Below are 21,397 nucleotides of genomic sequence, written 5' to 3' on the forward strand. Positions count from 1 at the left end.
GTCGCACGCGGGCGATACCGGGCGGAGGCGCGCGGTCGCTCCGGTCAGCCGCCCCGGCGCATCGCGTTCGGAAGATGGTCCTTCGGGTTCACGCGGCCGCCGCCGTCCTCCGGGACCACGGCGGTCGAGGGCTTGAGCGCGCGCGGCGCCGAGACGCCGTCGTTCGGCTTGTGAGGGGCGTAGGGATGCGCGTCCTTCACGGTGGTGGTGCCCGGCGGGAGCGTCCCGGCGGTGGGCTGGTCGATCCGGCTCGCGGCCGACTGGGCGGCGGCCGGCGCGACGAAGCGTGCGCCGAGGGGCGCGACGGCCGCGACGGCGAGGCCGGAGAGGAACAGCGCGGCCGCCGGGCCGCCGGCGCGCGGCCGCAGTCCCCGATGGGATCGCGGCTCCCGCGGGGACTGGTTGTCAGGATGAAGCATCGGGTTGCACCATGTCAGTCTTCGGGTGGGGAAGCCTATCGGCTCCTGCTCGAAGATCAGAACGCGGCGCGCGCGTGGTCCGGTTCCCGCAGCGACGGCGCCCGCGATGCCCGAAGCCGCAAGAGCCAACGCCTGCCGTGTCCGGTGTCACGCTGCGAGCGCGCGGGGGACCCGAGGCGGGATGAAAGCGAGATTCGACCATGTCGACGCACAGCGCCGAGATCGCCTGGGCCTTGCGGCCCGGCGAGGATTTCCCGAAGGGGCGCTACGGGCGCGGCCACAGCCTGCGCTTCGACGGCGGTGCCGAGGTGGCTGGTTCCGCCTCGCCCCACGTCGTCGGCAAGTGGGCGGTGCCGGAGGCGGTCGATCCCGAGGAGATGCTGGTGGCGGCCCTGTCGAGCTGCCACATGCTGACCTTCCTGCACCGCGCCCGGCTGGCGGGTCTCACCGTGAGCGCCTACCGCGACCGCGCGGAGGGCGTGATGGCGGAGATTGCGCCCGGACGAAGCGCGGTGACGCGGGTGACGCTGCGCCCGGAAATCGTGTGGTCGGGCGCCGAACCCGATGCCGAGACGCTGGCCCGGCTCCACCACGAGGCGCATGCGGAGTGCTTCATCGCGAATTCGGTGAGGACCGAGGTGGTGGTGGCCTGAGCCCGGCCTCCTCAGTGCGCCGGCTGTGACGGCACCCCGTCCTTGTCCTGCGTGCCGAAGCGCTCGACCAGCGTGGCGCTGGCCTCGTTCAGGCCGACCACGGTGACCTGCCGTCCCTGCCGGCGCGCCTTCGTCACCACGCGGTCGAGGGCGCCGACAGCCGAGATGTCCCAGAAATGCGCCGCGTGCACGTCGATAACGATGCGCTCGACCGGCTCCAGCACGTCGATGGCGTCGCCGAAGGCGCCGGCCGAGGCGAAGAAGATCTGGCCCGTGACACGGTAGGTCCGCACCCGCCCGTCCGCCGACAGGTCGGAGGTCACGCGGCTGAGCCGCGAGACCTTGCCGGCGAAGAACACGCCCGAGAGCAGCACGCCCACGAGGACGCCGATGGCGAGGTCCTTCGTGGCGACCACGACCGCCACGGTCGCCAGCATCACGGCCGAGGAGGGCAGGGGGTTGGTGCGCAACGACAGGAGCGAGCGCCACTGGAAGGTGTTCAGCGAGACCATGATCATCACGGCGGTCAGCGCCGCCACGGGCACGATCGCCAGCAGGTCCTGCAGCGCCACCAGAAGGACGAGCAGGACGCTGCCCGCCACGAAGGTGGAGAGCCGCCCCCGCGCGCCCGACGAGACGTTGATCACCGATTGGCCGATCATCGCGCAGCCGCCCATGCCACCGAACAGGGCCGAGGCGATGTTGGCCGCGCCCTGGCCGGCGCACTCGCGGTTCTTGTCGCTCGGCGTGTCGGTCATGTCGTCCACGATCTGGGCCGTGAGCAGGCTCTCCAGCAGGCCGACCGCGGCCAGCGTCGCCGCGAAGGGCAGGATGATGCGCAGGGTCTCGAAGGTCAGGGGCACGTCGGGCAGGGCGAAGCTCGGCAGGGCCGAGGGCAGGGCGCCGAGATGCGCGACCGTGCGGACGTCGAGGCCGAACAGAGCGGTGATTGCGGTGAGCACCGCGATCGCGACGAGCGGGGCCGGCACCGCCCGGGTGAGGCGCGGGAAGCCGTAGATGATGGCGAGCCCCAGCGCGATCAGCCCGTAGGTCGCGGGCGTGACGCCCGTGAGTTCGGGCAACTGCGCCAGGAAGATCAGGATCGCGAGCGCGTTGACGAAGCCCGTCATCACGGAGCGCGAGACGAAGCGCATCAGCCGCCCGAGCCTGAGGAGGCCCGCCAGGATCTGCAGCACGCCCATCAGGATGGTGGCGGCAAACAGGTACTGGACGCCGTGGTCGCGCACGAGATCGACCATCACGACCGCCGTCGCCGCGGTCGCGGCCGAGATCATGGCGGGCCGCCCGCCCGCGAACGCGATCACGCAGGCGATGACGACGGAGGCGTAGAGGCCGACCTTCGGGTCGACCCCGGCGATCACCGAGAAGCCGATGGCCTCCGGGATCAGGGCGAGCGCGACGACGATGCCGGAGAGGATGTCGGCGCGCAGGCGCGTGAAGCCGGCGCGCGGGTGAGCAGAGATACGGGTCATGGAATGTCCGCAGGAGACGACGGCCCGCACGCGCCGCGTGGGGTCTGCCGGAGGTCTCGATTGCGTGGTCCGGCGGATCGGCGGCCGGAAGAGCCACCCGGGCTTTCACCGGGTCCAGGCGGATGCCACCCGTCTAGCAGAGTTTCGCTGCGTCGCAACACGTCCCAGCCACACGCCTTGGCCCACGCGGCATCAGGCCTGGTCCGGGCCGGGGCGCGCGAGGCCGCCGAGCGCGCAGCCCACCGCGTAGGCCGCGAGCATCAGCGCGCCGCTCTCCAGCCAGAGGCCGGGCGGCCCCGCGACGAGCCCCGAGGCCGTGACCCCGCCGAGGCCCGCCGCGGCGGCGGCGAGACCGAGCGGGATCGCGCGGTCCTGCGGCCAGCCCGCGAGGGCGCCGATGCCGAGCCCGAGGAGGAGGGCCACGGCCAGTCCCGGCCAGAGGCCGGCCAACAGAACGATCACGCGGCGTCGTCTCCCAGCGGCCCGCGGCTGAACACGCGGGCGCGTCCGGCGCAAGGTGTCAGGAACAAGGGTGTCGGTCACTCGGGCGGTTCAGGGTCTCGGAGCCAGGGCCGCGCTGCGGCGCTCGCCCGCCGGCCCGTCGCCGAGCGCGACCTGATCGGCGCCGGCGCCCGCCTGGAGCAGGTAGTCCAGCAGCACCTGGGCACGCAGCCGGGCGAGGTCCTCGCCGGAGGGCTCGGGCGGCGGCTCGGGCTTCGCGGCGGGTTTCGCCGCGGGCTTGGCCGCAGCCTGCGGCTTGCCCTTGGCCGACTTGCCCTTCGGATCCTTCTCCAGCGCCTCGGCCGGCTTCGCCTCGGGCGCGGGTTCCGGCGGCTTCGGCGGCTTGGCGCCCGGCGGGTCGGCGTGGCCCGTCACCGCGAGCCGCAGGGTGGGGCAGGTCCTGGCGAGGGCGGCGGCGGCGTCGAGGACGGGGTACATCGCCGCCGTCAGGGCGGTGCTGCCGGGCTCGAAGCGCAGGCGCTCGCTCCAGGTGGGGTCGAGGCCCGCGCGGCAGGACTCGGCGTCGCGCCGCGGCGCGGCCCCGCGCGGCTGCACGGCGACCCGGGCGGTCCAGCCCGCGGGGAGCGCCCGGGGCAGGCTCTCGGCCACGCGCGCGGCGCTCTCGCGGTAGAGGCTCTCGCCGGTGAGCACGAGGCTCGCATCCGCCACCGCGACCTCGCCCTCGGCGAGGTTCGCCAACGCCGGCACGGCCGCCTCCAGGGCGGCGACGAGGTTCGGCGGCGCGCCGTCCGCCAAGCGGGTGCGATCGAGGACGCGCTCGCGGAAGAAGCGCGGGCGGAGTGCCGCGAGGATCCGCTCGCGGGCCTCCGGGCCCGGCAGGTGGCCCGCGAGCACGACGCTGTCGGCCTCGCGGCGCAGGCTCACCCGGTAGGGCGAGAGCGGCCGCACCGCGAGCGCGACGGGGCCCGCCGCGACGCCCTTCGGCAACTGCACGCGCATCAGGGCCTCTGCCTCGCCCAGAGCCTGCGCGTCGAGGGCGTCGCCCGTGACCGAGACCCGGCCGCCCTCGTAGGCGACGCGCCCGCTCTGCAGGAGGTCGGAGAGGGCCAGCATCGCCCCGACGAGCGCCCGCGGGTCGATCCCGGGGGCTAGGCCGCGCGCGGTTCGCGTACGGTCGTCCACGAAAGCACCGCCCGCCGCCTCGGTCGCCGCCTTGCGGATCTCGGCCCGCGCGGTCTCCGAGACCGTGTGACCGGTGAGCACGAGGCCGCCGCCGGGCCGGCGCTCCATCGCGAAGCGGAAATCGGCCACGCTCGGCGGCAGGATGTCGATGCGCCCGATGCTGTAGCCCCGTGGCGGCTCGCCGAGGCCGGCGCGCAGCGCGTCGTAGGCCTCGACGTCCACCGCCTCGCCGGAGGCCGAGATCACCGTGTCGGTGAGGCTGACCCGGGCACCGCGGGCAAGGCGCGACAGCTTCGCGGCGGCATAGGCCGCGGCGGCGGGAAAATCCGGCGGGGCGCCCCGGGCGGCGCGGGCCTCGTCGTCGAGCCGGGCGCCGGCCGGCAGGGCGGCGACAACGGTCGCTTCCAGGGCGCGGCGTCCGATCTCAGCCGGGCGGTTTCCCGAGAGCGCAACGCCCATCCCGGTCCGCTCAGCCGACCAGACGAAGGGTGCGGCGGTCTCCACGAGGCCGACCTCGGAGACCACTCGGCGCGGGCTCGGCAGGGCGGCCAGCCGCGTCAGCACGGCGGCGCGCTCGGTCTCGCCCGGCGCCTCGCCCCGCGCCACCAGATCGCGGCCCCGCGCGGCGACCCGCAGCCAGGGCTCGCCCTCCCGGTCTTCCGTGAGACGCGCGACGTCGCGCGCTTCCGCCTCGATCCGCTCGCCGATCCGGGGCGCGGCAAGAAGCGTCGCCCCGCCCCAGGCAAGGGCGAGGAGCGGCAGGCCGGCGAGCCAGCCGAGGCGATGCAGGCGGGTGTTTCGATCGGGCAGCGGCACGGGCGGTCTCGCGGGAGCACTGCGCGGAAACGTCAGTTCAGCCCGACTTTCCGGCATCTTGAAGGCCGGTTCGGCCGCTCAGCCGCCGGCGGCCTCGCGCAGCATCTCCAGCTCCAGCCAGCGGTCCTCGGCCTGCGCCAGCTCGGTCTCGGCCTGGGCCAGCATCGTGCTCGCCTTGTCGAAGCGGGCGGGGTCGCGGGCGTAGAGGCCGGGATCGGCCAGGATCGTGCGCAGCTGCGCGATTGCCGCCTCCAGCTTCCTCATGCGATCGGGCAGGGTCTTCAGCTCGTGCTGGTCCTTGAAGCCGAGCTTCGGCTTGCCTGCGGGGGCGGCGCGCTCGCGCGGCTCGGCCTTCTCGGCCTTCGCCTCCTTGCGGCCCGCGGTGGTGCGGGCCTGCACGCCGACGCCTCGCTGGGCGATCATGTCCGAGTAGCCGCCCGCGTACTCGACCCAACGGCCCTCGCCCTCCGAGACCAGCACGCTGCCGACAACCCGGTCGAGGAAGTCGCGGTCGTGGCTGACGAGGAGGAGCGTGCCCGCGTAGTCGTCCAGCATCTCCTGCAGCAGGTCGAGAGTCTCGAGATCGAGATCGTTCGTCGGCTCGTCGAGCACCAAGAGGTTCGAGGGCTGGGCCAGCGCCCGCGCGATGAGCAGGCGGTTGCGCTCGCCGCCGGAGAGCACCGAGACCGGCGTGCGCGCCTGCTCGGGCGCGAACAGGAAGTCCTTGAGGTAGCCGATCACGTGCCGGCTCTGGCCGTTCACGGTGACGGAATCGCCGCGCCCGCCCGTGAGCACGTCGCTCACCGTCTGGGTCGGCTCCAGGCTCGCCCGTGCCTGGTCGAGGATGACCGGCTGCAGGTTGGTGCCGAGCCGCACCGCGCCGGAATCGGGGGCGAGCCCGCCCATCAGCAGGTTGAGCAGCGTCGTCTTGCCGGCCCCGTTCGCGCCCACGATGCCGAGCCTATCGCCGCGGGTGACGCGGAGCGACAGCCGGTCCACGATCGTGCGCGCGCCGTAGGCCTTGGTGATCTCGCGCGCCTCGATCACCAGCGTGCCGGAGCCCTCCGCCTCGCTCGCCTGCATGCTGACGCTGCCGACCGGGCGCCTCGCCTCGCGCCGCGCCTGCCGCAGGGCGTGCAGGTTCCCGAGCCGACGCACGTTGCGCTTGCGCCGCGCGGTGACGCCGTAGCGCAGCCAGTCCTCCTCGGCGGCGATCTTGCGGTCGAGCTTGTGCCGGTCGCGCTCCTCCTCCTCGAAGAAGGCGTCGCGCCACGCCTCGAAGCCGGAGAAGCCCTGGTCGATGCGGCGCGTCACGCCGCGGTCGAGCCAGACGGTGGCGCGCGAGAGCGCCGAGAGGAAGCGCCGGTCGTGGCTGATCAGCACGAGAGCGGCGCGGCTCGCGCGCAACTCGCCCTCCAACCACTCGATCGCCGGCAGGTCGAGGTGGTTCGTCGGCTCGTCGAGCAGGAGCACGTCGGGCTCGGGCGCGAGCGCCTGGGCGAGCGCCGCGCGCCGGCCCTCGCCGCCGGAGAGCTTGGTCGGATCCTCCTCGCCCGTGAGGCCGAGGCTCTCCAAGAGGTAGCGGGCGCGGTGGCCGGCATCGCCGGGGGCTAGCCCCGCCTCCACGAAGGCGAGCGTCGTCGCGAAACCGGAGAAGTCCGGCTCCTGCGCGAGGTAGCGGATCGTGGTGCCGGGCTGGACGAAGCGCTTGCCGGCATCGGCCTCGACGAGGCCGGCGGCGATGCGCATCAGCGTGGACTTGCCCGAGCCGTTGCGGCCGACGAGGCAGGCGCGCTCGCCGGGCGCGATGGTCAGCTCGGCGCGCTCGATCAGCGGCGTGCCGCCGAAGGTCAGCGCGATGTCCTGGAGGGTGAGGAGCGGTGGGGCGGCCATGCGCGGGCTTATGACAGCGCGCGCCGGCCTTCACAAACGCCGCGGGACGCCGGCGGGGAGGGCTCAGGCGGTCGGGTTCGCCGGCCCGGTCGGCGAGGACGGGGTGGGGTCGACGACCGGGATCTCGGTCGGCTGGCCGCCGGGCGTCTCGGGCGGGGTGTTGCCGGGGATCTCCGGACCGGGGCCGGGGCTCGGCACGGTCGGCGGCTCGTAGGGCGTCTCGGGCTGGGGACCGGGCTGGTCCGGCACCTCGGGGACGCCGCCGGGATTGGCCATGATCACGCTCCTGCGCTGGTCCGCCGAGGGGCCTCGGCGTGTCGCGGCTAACGGAGGCGGCGGCGGGCGGTTCCGCGCCCTTACTTCTTGGTCAGCAGCAGCGTGCCTTCCTTGCCGAGCGACTTCTGGATCCGCTCGGCGAAGATCGCGAGCAGGAAGGGCAGCTTCACCTCGACGCGCACGCTCTCCTGCCCGACATCGATCGCGCCCTCGACTTTCTGGGCGAGCGCCGAGAGACCGAAATCGAGTCGGTCGCCGGTCCAGGCGAGGCGGTCGATCGCGACGCCGCTCTTCGCCAGCATGCCCTTGCCCTGCTCGACGCCGGTCTCGATCCGGCGGCGGGCTTCCTCGCGGCCGAGGTCGTGCGGGATATCGACGATCAGGGGTTTTGCCATCGCGCGCGCTCCTCGCTGTACGAGGCGCAGATGGGGGCGCGGGCCGCCCGCGGCAACGCCGCGCATGAAGCCCGCGCCTGCGCGTGCCGGCCCTACCGAAGGACGGGAATGGGGCCGGCACGCGGGCCTCTCGGAGAGACCGTGATTGTCCATGCGTCAAATCGATCCGACGCTCGGGTCGCGACGTGTCAATCGATGACGTGAAGCGTCGATCGATGACGTGACGTTCAGTTGACGACTTGGAGCGAGACGTAGGTCGTGCCGCCCATGCCGAGCGCTCGGGCCGAGCCGCGGGAGAGATCGATGATGCGCCCGTGCACGAAGGGGCCGCGATCGTTGATCCGCACGACGACGGAGCGTCCGGTGCGCTTGTCGGCGACCCGCACCCGCGTGCCGAAGGGCAGGCTGCGGTGAGCGGCGGTCATGCCGTTGGGGTTGAAGCGTTCTCCGTTCGCGGTCCGATGTCCGCTGCCGTACCAGGAGGCCGCTCCGCTCTGGGCGGAGGCCGGCACGCTGGCGGCGAGCGCCGCGACGGTGCCGAGGATGGCTGTGACGGTCCGGCAGACAGGCTTCGTGGCCATTCGCATTCCCTTTGTTGTTTGCGACGGCGGCGCCAATCAAATCCGGTCCCGGCCAAAATGAGGCAGGCCTGAGCTGCCCTATTGGCGGCACATTTTGGGCGTGACGGACACAGGCGTTCAGGTTTCGTTAAGGCAATGCGCAAGCAAGTATTGTTTACTTGGCTTTCACTTGCGAGGATGTGCCTGGGTCGGTCCAAGGTCAGTGCTCGGAAACAATCGCCGGGATCAGAAAAATTCCCTATCGGGCCTCGAGATCTGCGCAGGACGAAACCCTGCATCCCGCTGAACGGGATGCCGCGGATGGAACATTCGTTGGGGATGGCTCGAAAGCCGGCGGCCGTCGCGTGCATCCCGGACGGGCAAGGCCGCGTCCGGGCGCGGCGCCACTCGTGCCCGCAAGGGGTAGTCCGTCCAGGCAGGCCGCCTCGGGTCCGGCCGTGCGCGTCGGCGTTCGGCGGCCGGGTGTGGCGGGCCGGGGTCGTCCGCGCAGATCAGGAGAAGGTTTCCGCCGCGCGCGGCTAACGGTGGCGTCACGGCCGGTCGCACCCGTGACCGGAATTCTGCAAGGCGAGGGAAGAGAGGCGCGCGGAGGGAGGGCCGCGTCGCGGCGGTTCGAGCGCCGATCGAGAGGCGGCAGGCTAACGGCCTGCCGGGATTGCGCGGCTTCGGCTCCTGCGTGACCGAGCCCGCGGTTCGGGCGTCATCACAGCACGGCCGGCAGGCGCCGAAGCGCGGAAAGCACGGCGGATCGAGCGGCCCGCACGCCCTCGGCCGTCGCCGCGGCCGAGGGGAGAGGACGGTTCCGCCTCAGCCGTTCGCCTCGCTATCGGTGGCCTCCTCGTAGGCCTGCATCCAGGCGGCGTGCTCCTCCGTGCCCTCGGTGTAGGGACATTCGCTGGCCGGCTTGCCGTAGAGGCGGGCGTTGCGGCCCTGGATGAAGGCGCTGTCGCTCGCGGTTGCTTTGGCGTCCATGGAAAGGTGTCTTCCTTCGGTTCTGGGTTCCGCTTCGTTAACGGCCTCCGGTTAGTTCTGGTGCCTCGTCCGGTGTGATCGGATTTGTCGCGTGCGTATCCTGCGTCTCCTCACCGGCGGCTGCGTCGTCGGTCTCAGCGCCCTGGTCGTCGGCTTCGTCAGCGCCGACCGCCTGAGTCACATGGCGCCGCCCCCTGCGGTGCGCGCCACCGTTCCGGAGCCCTCGGCCACCGGCTCGATCGCCGTGCCGAAGCCCGCCGAGCCCGCCGCCGCCCCGAAGGTCGCGGCGCCCAAGGTGCCGAGCGGCTTCGACACCGAGCGCCTCAACGCCCTGATGCGCGGCGATCCCATCCTGCCCGCCGGCCGGCGCTGAGGCGCCCGCCGATCACGTCCGCGTGCGCCCGCACACCTGACGGCGCGGCACCCCGGGGTCTATGAGGCGCCGGCCCGCCGGTCTTCGCGGGCGGGGGCAGGTGACTCGGGAAGGTGCTTTGGGCTTCCTCTACGCGCTCGCGGCCTATCTGAGCTGGGGCCTCGTCGTCCCGGTGCATTTCCGGATGCTCGGGCAGTTCACCCCGGCCTACATCCTGGCCGAGCGCATCCTCTGGTCCGGCCTCTTCGTCGGCGCGCTGGTGCTCGTCTGGCGCGCCCGCCTGCGCAACCCGTTCCCGCTTCGCCCGCGCCACGCGCTCCTCGTCGCCTCGGCCCTGCTGATCGCGGTGAACTGGCTGCTCTACCTGCAGGCCGTGCAGGCGGGCCACCTGCTGGATGCCAGCCTCGGCTACTACATCAACCCGCTGGTCAGCGTCGGGCTCGGCCGGCTGGTGCTGGGCGAGCGCCTGCGCCCGATCCAGCTCGTGGCCGTCGCGATCGCGGCCTCCGGCGTCGGGGTCGCGGTGGTCTGGGCCGGAGACCTGCCGCTGGTCTCGCTCTCCCTCGCGGTGACCTTCGCGCTCTACGGGCTGATCCGGAAGGTGGTGGGCGTCGATCCGACGCTGGGGCTGCTGGCCGAGACGCTGATCCTGGCGCCCTTCTGCGCCGCCTGGCTCTGGCAGGCGCCGGAGCCCTTCCTCCCGCCCGCGCCGCGCGATCTCGGCCTGCTTCTGCTCACGGGCGTGACCACGGCGCTGCCGCTGATCTGGTTCGCGGCCGCCGCCGAGCGCCTGCGCCTCGCGACCCTCGGGCTGATGCAGTACATCGCCCCGACATGCCTGCTGGTTCTCAGCGTGCTGGTCTTCGGCGAGCAGGTCGAGCCGCAGCGGATCGTGATGCTGGCGCTGATCTGGCTGGCGCTCGGCCTCTACGCCCTCGACGCCTTCCGCACGGGCCGCGCCGCCCGCGCGCCCTGAACCGCGGTTTCCGGAACGCCCCGGCCCGCGCTTCGCCCTATATGGAGCGGGTTGCTTCAGCGTGCGGATCCCCGAATGAGCGAGCGCCAGGATGGCGGCCAGGCCGAGGAATCGATCGGCGGCACGGACGGGACCGATAGCGGCCAGGACGGCATCGGCGAGGCCGACTACCGCGCCCTGGCCGAGACCCTGCCCCAACTCGCCTGGATGGCCGGGGCCGACGGCGCGATCGCCTGGTACAACCGGCGCTGGTACGACTACACCGGCACGACGCCGGCCGAGATGCAGGGCTGGGGCTGGCGCGACGTGCACCACCCCGACCATATCGGCCGCGTGCTCGACCGCTACCGGGCCGCGATCGCGGCCGGAGAGCCCTGGGAGGACACCTTCCCGCTGCGGGGCGGGGACGGGACGTACCGCTGGTTCCTGTCGCAGGCGATGCCGCTGCGCGGTCCGGACGGCCGTGTGCGGCGCTGGTACGGCACCAACACCGACATCTCGCGCCGACGCGCCACGGAGCAGCGCCTGCGCCACTCCGAGGAGCGCTTCCGGGCGCTGGTCGACGCCTCCGCGGCGGTGGTCTGGAACACCACCGCGACCGGCGAGCTGACGCCGCCGCAGCCGCGCTGGAGCGCCTATACGGGCCAGGGCGAGGCGGCCTACCAGGGCTGGGGCTGGGTCGACGCGGTCCATCCGGACGATCGCGCGCACGCGGCCGACACCTGGGCCCGCTCGGTCGAGGAGCGCAAGCCCTACGCGGTCGAGTACCGCCTGCGCCGCCACGACGGCCAGTGGCGCCACATGGAGGTGCGCGGCGTGCCGGTCTTCGACGAGGAGGGCGCGATCCGCGAATGGGTCGGCACCAACGTCGACATCACCGACCGCAAGGAGGCCGAGGCCGAGATCGAGCGCGCGCGGCAATCGGCCGAGGCCGCCAACCGCGCCAAGAGCCAGTTCATCGCCAACATGAGCCACGAGCTGCGCACGCCGCTCTCGGCGGTGATCGGCTACGCGGAGATGCTCGCCGAGGAGCTGGAGGATGTCGGCCAGTCCGAGCTGCTGCCGGACCTGCGCAAGATCGAGGCGAACGCCCGCCACCTCTTGAGCCTGATCAACGACGTCCTCGACATCTCGAAGATCGAGGCCGGTCGCATGACCGCCTCGGCCGAGACCTTCCGGGTCGAGGAACTGGTCTCGGACGTTTCCGACGCGATCGGGGCGCTCGTCGAGAAGAAGCGCAACCGCTTCGCGGTCGATCTCGGGCCCGATCTCGGCACGATGCATCAGGACCAGACCAAGATCCGCCAGTGCCTCGTGAACCTCATCGGCAACGCCGCGAAGTTCACGGAGGACGGCGCGATCACCCTCACGGTCCGCCGCCACCGGGAGCAGGAGGCCGACTGGCTCTCCTTCGCGGTCGCGGACACCGGCATCGGCATGAGCGCCGAGCAGGTCGGGCGCCTGTTCGAGCGCTTCTCCCAGGCCGACGAATCGACCACGCGCCAGTTCGGCGGCACTGGGCTCGGGCTCTCGATCACCCGTGCCTTCTGCCGCACCATGGGAGGCGATGTCGCGGTCGAGAGCGAGCCGGATGTGGGCTCCACCTTCACCATCCGGCTGCCGGCCACGCTCGCGCCCGAGGACATCGCCGCGCCTGTCGAGGCGCCGCAGGCGGAGCCCGCCGGCGCGCAGGAGGAGCACGACGTGATCCTGCTGGTCGACGACGACCCGGCCGCGCGGGAGCTTCTCGGTCGCTTCCTGGAGCGCGAGGGGTTTCGCGTCCGCACCGCAAACGACGGCCGGGCCGGGCTGACGCTCGCCCGAGCCCTGAAGCCGCGGGCGATCCTGCTCGACGTCGAGATGCCGCGCATGGATGGCTGGGCCGTGCTCCACGCGGTCCGCAGCGATCCGGAACTGGCCGGCATCCCGGTGATCATGACCTCGGTGGTGGCCGAGCAGGGCCTGGGCCAGGCGCTCGGCGCCACCGACTACTTCGTCAAGCCGATCGACTGGAACCGGATGAAGGGTCTGATGGAGCGCTACCGGCCGGAGGGGCGCGAGGCCCGCCTGCTGGTGGTGGACGACGACGCGGACGCCCGCGAGCGCCTCCGCAGGACCCTCCAGCGCGACGGCTGGGCTGTGGACGAGGCGGAGAACGGCCGCAGCGCGCTCGCCCGGATCGACGCGGAGCGCCCGAACCTGATCCTGCTCGACCTGATGATGCCCGAGATGGACGGCTTCGCCTTCCTGCGAGCGCTGCGCGCCCGGCCGGACGGGGACATCCCGGTGGTGGTGCTCACCGCCAAGGAGATCACCGAGACGGAAAAAGCCAGCCTGGAGGCGCAGGCCGACCGGGTGATCATGAAGGGCTCGCTCAGCCTCGGCGAGATCGGCCGGCAGCTGCGCGCCCTCTACGCCCGGGAGGCCGCCCCGGTGCCGCAGGGCATGCAGGGGCTGATCGACCGGCTGGCGGAGCGGGACTGACGAACTCTGCGCTTCTCCCTCCCCCGCAGAGGGGGGAGGGAAGAGACGCGAGACCCTGCCGCCATGCATGGGCGTGTAAAGGGGAGGAAGGCGCCTCGCCTTAACCCCGCCCCATCGCCGCCTGGATGAGCTTCCGCGCATCCGCACCCGACCACTCGGCCGGCCCCTTCATCACGCCGATCGTGCAGCCGGCGCCGTCGATGAGCAGCGTGGTCGGGAGGCCGGTCGATCCGGTGTCGCGCTGCACCGCCGGCAGCACCCGCCCGCCGGGATCGGCGTAGTAGGCGAGCTGCGCGATCCCGTTCTCCCGCATCCAGACCGGCGGCTTGTCGGTGTTGCGGGTGTCGAGGTTGATCGCCACCACGGCGAAGTCCGGCCCGCCGAGCGCCGCCTGGAGCCGGTCGAGGGCTGGCATCTCCGCCTTGCAGGGGGCGCACCACGTCGCCCAGAGGTTCACGAGGAGAAGCTTGCCGCGCAGGTCCGCCAGCCGCATCTCGGCCCCGTCCGGCCCCCGGAAGGCGAGATCCGGTGCCGGGCGCGGGCTGTCGGGCGGTTGCATCGCCGCGACGTCGCCGCGGCTGTTCTGCGCCACGCGGGCGAGCGCGGGGGCGGACGGCGCGCAGGGGCCCGCCCCGTTGCCGGTGATGGAGCCCGTCCCGTATAGGGCAAGCCCAGCGACGAGGGCCGTCACGAGGCCGGCGCCGATAGCGAGGCGCGCGATAGGTCGGGGCATCAGCCTTGCCTGTCCTGATGTGAGCGCGGAAGGGACGTTGAGAGCATGAGCAACCGGATGTGGGGCGGCCGCTTCGCGAGCGGCCCGGCCGAGATCATGGAGGAGATCAACGCCTCGATCGGGTTCGACAAGCGCCTCGCGCCCCAGGATATCCGCGGCTCGCTGGCGCATGTGGCGATGCTGGGCAAGGCCGGCATCCTGCCCGCCGACGATGTGGCGGCGATCCAGGCCGGGCTCAAGTCCGTGCAAGAGGAGATCGAGGCCGGCAGCTTCGTGTTCCGCCGGGAACTCGAGGACATCCACATGTCGGTGGAGAGCCGGCTGACGGAGATCGTCGGCCCTGCCGCTGGGCGGCTCCACACCGCGCGCTCGCGCAACGACCAGGTCGCCACCGACATGAAGCTCTGGGTGCGCGACACCCTCGACTCGCTCGATGCACAGGCCGCCGAGCTGCAGCGGGCGCTGGCCGAGAAGGCGCTCCAGCACGCCGCCACCGTGATGCCGGGCTTCACCCACCTGCAATCGGCCCAGCCGGTCACCTTCGGGCATCACTGCCTCGCCTACGTGGAGATGCTGGCCCGCGACCGCGGCCGCTTCCGCGACGCGCGCGCGCGCCTCAACGAGTGCCCGCTGGGCGCCGCGGCACTCGCCGGCACCTCATTCCCGATCGACCGGCACGCGACGGCCGCGGCGCTCGGCTTCGACCGGCCGACCGCGAACTCGCTGGATTCCGTGGCCGACCGCGACTTCGCGCTGGAATCGCTCGCCGCCGCCTCGATCTGCGCTGTGCACCTCTCGCGCTTCGCCGAGGAGCTGGTGGTCTGGACCTCGGCGCAGTTCGGCTTCGTGCGGCTCTCGGACGGCTACACCACCGGCTCGTCGATCATGCCGCAGAAGCGCAATCCCGACGCCGCCGAGCTGGTGCGCGCCAAGGCCGGCCGCATCGTCGGCGCGCTCACGGGCCTCCTCATCGTGATGAAGGGCCTGCCGCTCGCCTATTCGAAGGACATGCAGGAGGACAAGGAGGGCACCTTCGACGCGCTCCAGGCCCTCTCGCTATGCCTCGCCGCGATGACCGGCATGGTGCGCGACCTCGAACCCGTGGCCGAGGTTCTGGCCAAGGCTGCGGGCTCCGGCTACAGCACCGCGACCGACCTCGCCGACTGGCTGGTGCGCGAGCTCGGGCTCCCCTTCCGGCAGGCCCACCACGTCACCGGCCGCCTCGTCGGCGCGGCCTCGGCCCGGGGCGTCGGGCTGGAGGAACTCACCCTGCCGGAGATGCAGGAGGCCGAGCCCCGCATCACCGACGCCGTCTACGCGGTGCTCGGCGTCGCGAACTCGGTGGCGAGCCGCACCAGCTACGGCGGCACGGCGCCCGACAACGTCCGGAGCCAGGCCGAGGCCTGGATCGCGCGGCTCAGCGAGGGGGCGGTCAAGCCTGCGTGAGTTGTGCGCCGCAACTTTCGCGGCACGGCCGCGTTCACCGTTCAGCTAAGTCCGTTCTGTTACAAGCTCGGCCGTGTGGATCGGAGATCGCAATGCCCGTCGAGAGTTGGATCAAGCCGGATGAGGCGCCGGAGATGGCGGCGTCCGCGACCGCGATGATCGATGCCGCTCTCACGGGCTCCGGCCTCGCGCACGACGCCTACTGGGCCGCCGTGCGCAAGGGCTACAACACCCCCTACAACGACCCGCAGCCGCGCGCCGTGGCCGCGATCACGCCCGCGGTGACGATCGCGGTCTCCGAGCCCGCGCTGCCGGTCGCCGCCATGGCGGCCGTCAACGCGGCCGAGATCCGCGTCGCCTGAGGAGGGGGGCAGGCCCCGCGCCCGCGCCCTCTTCCCACGCCCCCTTGCCGTCCTGAAGCGTAAGCGTCACTAAACCCTGCGCCCGGCGGGAGCCGCGGTGCCGGACGATGCTGTTCAGGATGTGCCGATGCGCCGTGCCCTCTGCCTGCTCCCGGTCGGAGCCCTCGCTCTCCTCGCGCCGCTGCCGGCCAGCTTGAGCGATCTGGCGGGGCTCCGGACAGCGCACGCCCAGGAGGCCGACGCGGCCGAGCCGCGCCGCGGCCGCCGCGGGCGGGAGAAGAAGCCCGCGACCCCGCCCGGCATGCAGCAGGCGGTGCCGGTGGCGGTGATCGGCGACTGGAACGTCTTCACCAACGGCCAGGGCAAGGCCCGCGTCTGCTACGCCATCGCCCAGCCCCAGACCCGCTCGCCGAACACCCTGAAGCGCGACACCGCCTACCTGTTCGTGACGGTGCGCAAGGCCGAGAACATCCAGAACGAGGTGGCGGTGATGCTGGGCTTCCCCGCCAAGCCCGCGGTCGCGCAAGCGAAGCCCGGTGCGGCGGCGGCCCCCACCGACCCGTCGCTGAACATCGGCACGGCCCGCTACGGACTGGTGACCAAGGACAACAACGCCTGGCTCCAGAACCCGGCCGAGGAAGCCCGCGTCGTCGCCGAGATGAGCGGCCGCGCCCCGAAGCTCACGGTCCGCACCACCTCGATGCGCGGCAATCCGACCGCCGACGAGTACGCGCTGGCCGGCTTCGCCGATGCGATGAAGCGCGCCCGGGAGGAGTGCAAGTAGGGGGTCCCTCCCTCTCCCCGCGCGCGGGGAGAGGCCCGCAGGCACCTTGTCGTGCCTGCGGGAAGCGGAGGCGAAGCCGCAGCGGTGGTGAGGGGCTTGAACGGACGAGGCTTCTCCGTCGAAGCCCCCTCACCATCGGCTACCGCCTCGCTTCGGCGACGACAAGGTCGCCGAATCCCTCTCCCTGCACGGCGGGGAGAGGAGATCCGCGTGCACCCGACGCGGACTTTCGGAACCGCGGAAGGCGCGTCCCTCAGCCCTCGATGCGCGAGAAGTCCGCGACTTCCCGCGTGGCGGCGCGCAGGGCGTTGAGGAGCGCGAGGCGGTTGGCGCGCAAGGCCGGATCCTCGGCGTTCACCGTGACCTTGTCGAAGAAGGCGTCGACCGGAGCGCGCAGCCGCGAGAGCGCCCGCATCGCGCCCTCGAAATCCTCGGCACCCACCGCCGAGGACGCCTCGGCGCGCGCGACGCCGAGCGCTTCGTGCAACGCCCGCTCCTCCGGCTGGCCGGACGACGCGATCAGCCCGGCATCCGGCTCGGAATCGTAGGCGCGGCCGTCCTTTTTCTCCTCGATGCGTAGGATGTTGGCCGCGCGCTTGTAGCCGGCGAGCAGGTTCTTCCCGTCCTCGGTGTCGAGGAATTTTCCCAGGGCCTCGACGCGGCGGACCACCATCAGCAGGTCGTCCTGGCCGGGCAGGGCGAAGACGGCGTCGATGAGGTCGTGCCGGGCGCCCTGGTCGCGGAGGTAGACCTTGAGGCGGTCGGCGAAGAAGGCGAGGAGCTGATCCGCGTATTCAGATCCAACTATGTATACAGCTTCGTGAACCCAGCGACGATCCCACGATGTTTCAAGTGACAAGCCAAAATCTTCGTCGTCATGATTTTTGTCTTGGGCTTTGTATAGGGCATCTGACAAAAATTGATTGAAAGCAAATTTTTCATCGCTGTTTACGTCAAGGTGCAATCCTATTGGCGTAAAAGCGGTGCGAATGGTGGCCGTCCAGGGAAGTTTTATATTGTTGTCAACAATGATCTTTATCACGCCGAGCGCCGCCCTCCGCAGCGCGAACGGATCCTTGCTGCCCGTCGGCTTCTCATCGATCGCCCAGAAGCCGACCAGCGTGTCGAGCTTGTCTGCCAGCGCCACCGCCACAGAAACCGGATCCGTCGGCACCCTATCGGACGGTCCGAGTGGCTTATAATGGTCCTCGACTGCTGCAGCGACGCTCGAGTTCTCGCCCTGCAACGTCGCGTACTTGCGCCCCATCAATCCTTGAAGCTCCGGAAATTCGCCGACCATTTCAGTGACGAGGTCAGCTTTGGCAAGCTTCGCGGCTTGAACAGCATCTTCTGGATCGGCCCCAACCAGTTGCGCAATCTCCCGCGCCAGCGCCGCGATCCGCTTGATCCGCTGCCCCTGCGTCCCAAGCCTTTCATGAAAGACGATGCTGTCGAGCTTCGGCAGCCGGTCCTCCAGCCGCACCGCCTTGTCGGTCTCCCAGAAGAACTTCGCGTCCGAGAGCCTAGCCCGCACCACGCGGCCGTTGCCGGCGGTGATGGCCTGGCCGCCGTCGCTGGCCTCCAGGTTCGAGACCAGGATGAAGGCCGGCGCGAGGTCCTCGCTGCCGGACTTGCGCAGCACGAAGCACTTCTGGTTCGCCCGGATCGTCGCGCGGATCGCCTCGGCGGGGATGTCGAGGAAGCTCTCCTCGAAGCGGCCCATCAGGGTCACGGGCCATTCGACGAGGCCGGCGACCTCCTCCAGCAGGCCCTCGTCCTCCACGAGGTCGAGCCCCTGCGCGAAGGCGAGGTCGCGGGCGTCGTGCAGGATGATGTCCTTGCGCCGGTCGGCGTCGAGCACGACCTTGGCGCGCTCCAGCGCCTGGACGTAGTCGTCGAAGCGGCGCACCTCGATCGCCTCGGGCGCCAGGAAGCGGTGGCCGTAGGTGAGGTTGCCGGCCGCGATCCCGTCGACCGAGAACGGCACCACCTCGGTCGACTCGGTCTCGGGCCCGAAGGTCGCGACGATCGATTGCAGGGGGCGCACCCAGCGCAAGGATCCGGGCTGCGCGGAGGCCGCACCCCAGCGCATCGATTTCGGCCAGGGGAAGCTCTTGACGATCTGCGGCAGGATCTCGGCGAGCACGTCCAGCGTCTCGCGGCCCTCGCGCTCGATCACCGCGAGGTAGAACTCGCCCTTCTTCGGGTCCGTGACGGTCCGGGCCTGATCGATCGAATCGAGGCCAGCGCTCTTCAGAAAGCCCTGGATTGCGGCCTCCGGCGCGCCGACGCGCGGGCCCCGGCGCTCCTCGCGCACGGCCTCGCCGCGGGGCGGCAGCCCGGCGACGTGAAGCGCGAGGCGGCGGGGCGTCGCGAAGGCCTTGGCGCCCTCGTAGAGGAAGCCGCGCTCCACCAGCGCGTCGGTGACGAGCTTCCTGAGATCCTCGGCGGCCCGCCGCTGCATGCGGGCGGGGATCTCTTCCGAGCGGAGTTCGAGGAGCAGGTCGGGCATGGGATCGGTCCGGCGGCGCGGTGATGTCGTATCGGGTGGGGCGCGTCAGGCGGCGGCGTGGCCGCCGGCCTCGGTCCGGAGCCAGGCTGCACCGCAGGCCTTGGCGAGCTCGCGCACCCGCAGGATGTAGCTCTGCCGCTCGGTGACCGAGATCACGCCGCGGGCGTCGAGCAGGTTGAAGACGTGGCTCGCCTTGATGCACTGGTCGTAGGCCGGCTGCACGATGCGGTGGCGCGCGCCCTCCGACTGGGGCTCGCCCGCCGCGAGGTAGGCGCGGCAGGCCTTCTCGGCGTCGGTGAACTGCCGGAACAGCATCGCCGAATCGGAGGCCTCGAAATTGTGGCGCGAGTATTCCTGCTCGGCTTGGAGGAAGACGTCGCCGTACGTGACCTTGTCAGGCCCCTCGCCCCCGTTGAAGTTCAGGTCGTAGACGTTCTCGACGCCCTGGACGTACATGGCCAGCCGCTCCAGGCCGTAGGTCAGCTCGCCCGCGACCGGTGCGCACTCGAAGCCCGCGACCTGCTGGAAGTAGGTGAACTGGCTCACCTCCATCCCGTCGCACCAGCACTCCCAGCCGAGGCCCCAGGCGCCGAGCGTCGGGCTCTCCCAATCGTCCTCGACGAAGCGGATGTCGTGGAGCTTCAGGTCAACGCCGATCGCCGCGAGCGATTCGAGGTAGAGTTCCTGCAGGTTCGGCGGGTTCGGCTTCAGGATGACCTGGAACTGGTAGTAGTGCTGCAGCCGGTTCGGGTTCTCGCCGTAGCGCCCGTCCTTCGGGCGGCGCGAGGGCTGCACGTAGGCGGCCTTCCAGGGCTTGGGCCCCAGCGCCCTGAGCGTGGTCGCCGGGTGGAAGGTGCCGGCCCCCACCTCCATGTCGTAGGGCTGCAGGATGACGCAGCCCTTGGCCGCCCAGAAGCGCTGGAGCGTCAGGATCAGGCCCTGGAACGAGCGGGTGGGCGCGAGATCGGCGTCTGACATCTTGCTGCATCGCGGCGGGGAGGGGCCGGCAGCGTTTAGGCCCGCGGGGCGGGGTGTCAAGCGAGCGGCGCCCAGCTCACCGGGCCGGGCCGGGTGTGCGGGGCCGCACCGAAGCGTGGCCGCAATGTGGCGCAAACGTGGCGCGGCGCTGGAACTGCCAAGCCCACGGCCACGTTTACTTGGCAGATGGGACGGGCGCCCCCGAAAGCCGCCGGACACCTCGGAAACTCAAGTCATGCGCAAGGACCTCACTGTCGTCGCCGCGATCTTCGCCGCCTCCCTCGTCGCGACCCCGCTGGTGATGTCCGGCACCAAGGCGCTCGCGACCTCCGAGGAGACCACCGTCGTCGCCCTACCGGTCGCCACGCTGCCGGTCGAGGTCGCCCCCGTGGCGCCGGCCGCGGAGAGCTGCACCCGTAAGGTCCGGGTGGTCTACAGCGGCTACGGCACGCCGAACGCGGCCTGCGCCACGCGCTGACCGCCTCGGGGCGCTGCCCCTAGACCCGGCCGAAGGGTGCTGCACCCTTCGGATCCGGGGCGTTACAGCCCGAGCCTTGCCCAGGCGGCGCGCTCCTCGATCGCGCCAATGGCTTCGTCCGCGAGGCCGGTGCCGCCCGGTGCGGCCCTGCGCAGCAGCCGGGCGATGAACGAGCCGCGGGCCTCCGCGATCAGGCGGATCTCCACGTCGTCGCCGAAGCGCGACCGCAGGGTCGAACGGACGTCGCCCAGCGCGTCCACGAGCCCCAGCGCGAGGGCGCTGCGCCCGGTCCAGACCGCGCCGGTGAACAGGTTCTCGCCTGGCTTCAGGCCCGGCCGCCGCGCCCGGACGAGATCGGTGAACACCGCCTGTATGTCTTCCTGAAGTGCCTTCAGCCGCGCCACGTCGGCCGGATCCTCGGGCCGGAACGGGTCGAGCATCGCCTTGGCCTCGCCCTGCGTGTGCACGCGCCGCTCGATGCCGATGCGCTCGATCAGCTTGTCGAAGCCGAACCCGGCCGAGACCACGCCGATGGAGCCGACCACCGAGGTCGGATCGGCCACGATCTCGTCGGCCGCACAGGCGATCATGTAGCCGCCCGACGCCGCCGCATCCTCCACGAAGGCGATGACCGGCACCCGCTTCTCCTCGGCGAGCGCCCGGATGCGGGTGTGGATCAGGTGCGACTGCGCGGGCGAGCCGCCGGGCGAGTTCACCACGATCGCGACCGCGGCCACGCTCTTGAGGCCGAAGGCCTGCTCCAGGCTCCCCGCCACGGCCGCGATCGAGAGGCCCCGCCGGATCGGCGAGACCGCCCCGATCACGCCGCTGAGCCGGACCACCGCGACCCGCTTTCTGTGGGTGCGGAAGCGGGCGGGAAGGAGGGGGCGCAGGAACGCCGGGAACGCGAGGGGCATGGATCGGGGCAGGGGCTTCACGGAACCGTTCGGGGGGAGTTGGGCTGTGCCGCCCGAACGGCAAGGCGCGACCCGCGCCCGTCAGTGAAAACCGGTTCGTCTCCGGCCGGCCCTCGGTTGGACGCGCCTGCCACGGGCACGGCACCGAGCGCCTCCTGACCGGGCCTCATCGCACGTGAACCGATGGGCAAACGGAGCGGATGAACCACACC

The 21,397-nt window shown here is 71.8% G+C and carries 20 protein-coding genes, 2 pseudogenes and 1 other annotated feature; of the genes and pseudogenes, 8 read left to right on the plus strand and 14 right to left on the minus strand.

The features are described from left to right. Positions 1–44 precede the first annotated feature (44 nt). Complete coding sequence (locus DK427_RS08170) at positions 45–419, minus strand: hypothetical protein (protein WP_245930842.1); 375 nt, start codon at positions 417–419, stop codon at positions 45–47. A gap of 200 nt (positions 420–619) precedes the next feature. On the opposite strand from DK427_RS08170, the gene DK427_RS08175 reads away from it, so the two are divergent. Then, entirely contained in the window at positions 620–1,072 is a 453-nt protein-coding gene (locus tag DK427_RS08175) for an OsmC family protein (RefSeq protein WP_109950836.1), read from the plus strand. A gap of 11 nt (positions 1,073–1,083) precedes the next feature. Here DK427_RS08175 and DK427_RS08180 read toward each other — a convergent pair whose 3' ends face one another. From DK427_RS08180 to DK427_RS26670, 8 genes are all read right to left on the minus strand, one after another. Continuing rightward, entirely contained in the window at positions 1,084–2,565 is a 1,482-nt protein-coding gene (locus tag DK427_RS08180) for a SulP family inorganic anion transporter (protein ID WP_109950837.1), read from the minus strand. Between the two features lie 63 nt (positions 2,566–2,628). After that, positions 2,629–2,684: a sequence feature (sul1 is cis-regulatory element that is thought to sense ions involved in sulfur or methionine metabolism; They are found in Alphaproteobacteria), on the minus strand. A gap of 73 nt (positions 2,685–2,757) precedes the next feature. Then, positions 2,758–3,027 carry a hypothetical protein gene (locus DK427_RS08185; RefSeq protein WP_109950838.1) on the minus strand — a complete coding sequence of 90 codons (270 nt, stop codon included), beginning with the start codon at positions 3,025–3,027 and terminating at the stop codon, positions 2,758–2,760. A gap of 90 nt (positions 3,028–3,117) precedes the next feature. Then, positions 3,118–5,025: a hypothetical protein gene (locus DK427_RS08190; protein ID WP_109950839.1), complete on the minus strand. Its 1,908-nt coding sequence runs from the start codon at positions 5,023–5,025 to the stop codon at positions 3,118–3,120. A 78-nt stretch (positions 5,026–5,103) separates the two neighbouring features. Next, the gene (locus tag DK427_RS08195) at positions 5,104–6,918 is read right to left on the minus strand and encodes an ATP-binding cassette domain-containing protein (protein WP_109950840.1); all 1,815 of its coding nucleotides are present in this window, start codon (positions 6,916–6,918) and stop codon (positions 5,104–5,106) included. Positions 6,919–6,981: 63 nt separating this feature from the next. After that, complete coding sequence (locus DK427_RS08200) at positions 6,982–7,194, minus strand: hypothetical protein (protein ID WP_109950841.1); 213 nt, start codon at positions 7,192–7,194, stop codon at positions 6,982–6,984. Positions 7,195–7,274: 80 nt separating this feature from the next. Beyond that, positions 7,275–7,589, minus strand: a complete 315-nt coding sequence (locus DK427_RS08205) for a polyhydroxyalkanoic acid system family protein (RefSeq protein ID WP_109950842.1) — start codon at positions 7,587–7,589, stop codon at positions 7,275–7,277. Positions 7,590–7,816: 227 nt separating this feature from the next. Then, positions 7,817–8,170: a septal ring lytic transglycosylase RlpA family protein gene (locus DK427_RS08210; RefSeq protein ID WP_109950843.1), complete on the minus strand. Its 354-nt coding sequence runs from the start codon at positions 8,168–8,170 to the stop codon at positions 7,817–7,819. 807 nt (positions 8,171–8,977) lie between these two features. Continuing rightward, on the minus strand, positions 8,978–9,142 hold the full coding sequence (locus DK427_RS26670; protein WP_204165288.1) for a ribosome modulation factor: 165 nt from the start codon (positions 9,140–9,142) through the stop codon (positions 8,978–8,980). 91 nt (positions 9,143–9,233) lie between these two features. Here DK427_RS26670 and DK427_RS08215 point away from each other — a divergent pair, with 91 nt between their 5' ends. The 3 genes from DK427_RS08215 (at position 9,234) to DK427_RS08225 (ending at position 12,975) form a co-directional block, all read left to right on the plus strand. Next, complete coding sequence (locus DK427_RS08215; protein ID WP_109950844.1) at positions 9,234–9,515, plus strand: hypothetical protein; 282 nt, start codon at positions 9,234–9,236, stop codon at positions 9,513–9,515. Between the two features lie 118 nt (positions 9,516–9,633). Further along, positions 9,634–10,491, plus strand: a complete 858-nt coding sequence (rarD, locus tag DK427_RS08220) for an EamA family transporter RarD (protein ID WP_109950845.1) — start codon at positions 9,634–9,636, stop codon at positions 10,489–10,491. Between the two features lie 75 nt (positions 10,492–10,566). After that, positions 10,567–12,975 (plus strand): response regulator, encoded by a 2,409-nt coding sequence (locus DK427_RS08225; RefSeq protein ID WP_109950846.1) that lies wholly within the window; start codon positions 10,567–10,569, stop codon positions 12,973–12,975. A 100-nt stretch (positions 12,976–13,075) separates the two neighbouring features. Here the strand turns inward: DK427_RS08225 and tlpA are convergent, their stop codons facing one another. After that, on the minus strand, positions 13,076–13,708 hold the full coding sequence (gene tlpA / locus DK427_RS08230) for a thiol:disulfide interchange protein TlpA (protein ID WP_109950847.1): 633 nt from the start codon (positions 13,706–13,708) through the stop codon (positions 13,076–13,078). A 45-nt stretch (positions 13,709–13,753) separates the two neighbouring features. On the opposite strand from tlpA, the gene argH reads away from it, so the two are divergent. The 3 genes from argH to DK427_RS08245 all read left to right on the plus strand — a co-directional run bounded on the left by argH (position 13,754) and on the right by DK427_RS08245 (position 16,300). After that, positions 13,754–15,154 (plus strand): argininosuccinate lyase, encoded by a 1,401-nt coding sequence (gene argH / locus DK427_RS08235; protein WP_109950848.1) that lies wholly within the window; start codon positions 13,754–13,756, stop codon positions 15,152–15,154. 92 nt (positions 15,155–15,246) lie between these two features. Beyond that, entirely contained in the window at positions 15,247–15,516 is a 270-nt protein-coding gene (locus DK427_RS08240) for a hypothetical protein (RefSeq protein WP_109950849.1), read from the plus strand. A gap of 127 nt (positions 15,517–15,643) precedes the next feature. Next, positions 15,644–16,300 carry an invasion associated locus b family protein gene (locus tag DK427_RS08245; RefSeq protein WP_109950850.1) on the plus strand — a complete coding sequence of 219 codons (657 nt, stop codon included), beginning with the start codon at positions 15,644–15,646 and terminating at the stop codon, positions 16,298–16,300. Positions 16,301–16,553: 253 nt separating this feature from the next. On the opposite strand, the pseudogene DK427_RS27515 reads toward DK427_RS08245, so the two are convergent. The 3 genes and pseudogenes from DK427_RS27515 to DK427_RS08255 all read right to left on the minus strand — a co-directional run. Continuing rightward, positions 16,554–17,081 (minus strand): annotated as a pseudogene (locus DK427_RS27515) (DALR anticodon-binding domain-containing protein); the annotation flags it as partial. Further along, positions 17,061–18,812, minus strand: a pseudogene (gene glyS / locus DK427_RS08250) (glycine--tRNA ligase subunit beta); the annotation flags it as partial. The pseudogenes DK427_RS27515 and glyS, both read right to left, overlap by 21 nt. 45 nt (positions 18,813–18,857) lie before the next feature. Next, positions 18,858–19,790: a glycine--tRNA ligase subunit alpha gene (locus DK427_RS08255; RefSeq protein ID WP_109950852.1), complete on the minus strand. Its 933-nt coding sequence runs from the start codon at positions 19,788–19,790 to the stop codon at positions 18,858–18,860. Positions 19,791–20,025: 235 nt separating this feature from the next. Between DK427_RS08255 and DK427_RS08260 the strand changes: the two genes are divergently transcribed. Then, a complete protein-coding gene (locus tag DK427_RS08260) occupies positions 20,026–20,268 on the plus strand; it encodes a hypothetical protein (protein ID WP_109950853.1) in 243 nt (80 codons plus the stop codon). Positions 20,269–20,330: 62 nt separating this feature from the next. Here the strand turns inward: DK427_RS08260 and DK427_RS08265 are convergent, their stop codons facing one another. Continuing rightward, positions 20,331–21,185 carry a S49 family peptidase gene (locus DK427_RS08265; protein WP_109950854.1) on the minus strand — a complete coding sequence of 285 codons (855 nt, stop codon included), beginning with the start codon at positions 21,183–21,185 and terminating at the stop codon, positions 20,331–20,333. Between the last annotated feature and the right edge of the window lie 212 nt (positions 21,186–21,397).

It is taken from the genome of Methylobacterium radiodurans (assembly GCF_003173735.1).
In the GTDB taxonomy this organism is placed as follows: domain Bacteria; phylum Pseudomonadota; class Alphaproteobacteria; order Rhizobiales; family Beijerinckiaceae; genus Methylobacterium; species Methylobacterium radiodurans.

Excerpts from the sequence above, each read along its gene's own strand:
- DK427_RS08170 (WP_245930842.1), bottom strand. The coding sequence starts at position 419 with ATGCTTCATCCTGACAACCAGTCCCCGCGGGAGCCGCGATCCCATCGG.
- DK427_RS08265 (WP_109950854.1), bottom strand. The coding sequence starts at position 21,185 with ATGCCCCTCGCGTTCCCGGCGTTCCTGCGCCCCCTCCTTCCCGCCCGC.
- argH (WP_109950848.1), top strand. The coding sequence starts at position 13,754 with ATGAGCAACCGGATGTGGGGCGGCCGCTTCGCGAGCGGCCCGGCCGAG.
- DK427_RS08210 (WP_109950843.1), bottom strand. The coding sequence starts at position 8,170 with ATGGCCACGAAGCCTGTCTGCCGGACCGTCACAGCCATCCTCGGCACC.
- DK427_RS08195 (WP_109950840.1), bottom strand. The coding sequence starts at position 6,918 with ATGGCCGCCCCACCGCTCCTCACCCTCCAGGACATCGCGCTGACCTTC.
- DK427_RS08175 (WP_109950836.1), top strand. The coding sequence starts at position 620 with ATGTCGACGCACAGCGCCGAGATCGCCTGGGCCTTGCGGCCCGGCGAG.
- tlpA (WP_109950847.1), bottom strand. The coding sequence starts at position 13,708 with ATGCCCCGACCTATCGCGCGCCTCGCTATCGGCGCCGGCCTCGTGACG.
- DK427_RS08225 (WP_109950846.1), top strand. The coding sequence starts at position 10,567 with ATGAGCGAGCGCCAGGATGGCGGCCAGGCCGAGGAATCGATCGGCGGC.
- DK427_RS08205 (WP_109950842.1), bottom strand. The coding sequence starts at position 7,589 with ATGGCAAAACCCCTGATCGTCGATATCCCGCACGACCTCGGCCGCGAG.
- DK427_RS08245 (WP_109950850.1), top strand. The coding sequence starts at position 15,644 with ATGCGCCGTGCCCTCTGCCTGCTCCCGGTCGGAGCCCTCGCTCTCCTC.
- DK427_RS26670 (WP_204165288.1), bottom strand. The coding sequence starts at position 9,142 with ATGGACGCCAAAGCAACCGCGAGCGACAGCGCCTTCATCCAGGGCCGC.
- DK427_RS08180 (WP_109950837.1), bottom strand. The coding sequence starts at position 2,565 with ATGACCCGTATCTCTGCTCACCCGCGCGCCGGCTTCACGCGCCTGCGC.
- DK427_RS08200 (WP_109950841.1), bottom strand. The coding sequence starts at position 7,194 with ATGGCCAATCCCGGCGGCGTCCCCGAGGTGCCGGACCAGCCCGGTCCC.
- DK427_RS08255 (WP_109950852.1), bottom strand. The coding sequence starts at position 19,790 with ATGTCAGACGCCGATCTCGCGCCCACCCGCTCGTTCCAGGGCCTGATC.
- DK427_RS08260 (WP_109950853.1), top strand. The coding sequence starts at position 20,026 with ATGCGCAAGGACCTCACTGTCGTCGCCGCGATCTTCGCCGCCTCCCTC.
- DK427_RS08240 (WP_109950849.1), top strand. The coding sequence starts at position 15,247 with ATGCCCGTCGAGAGTTGGATCAAGCCGGATGAGGCGCCGGAGATGGCG.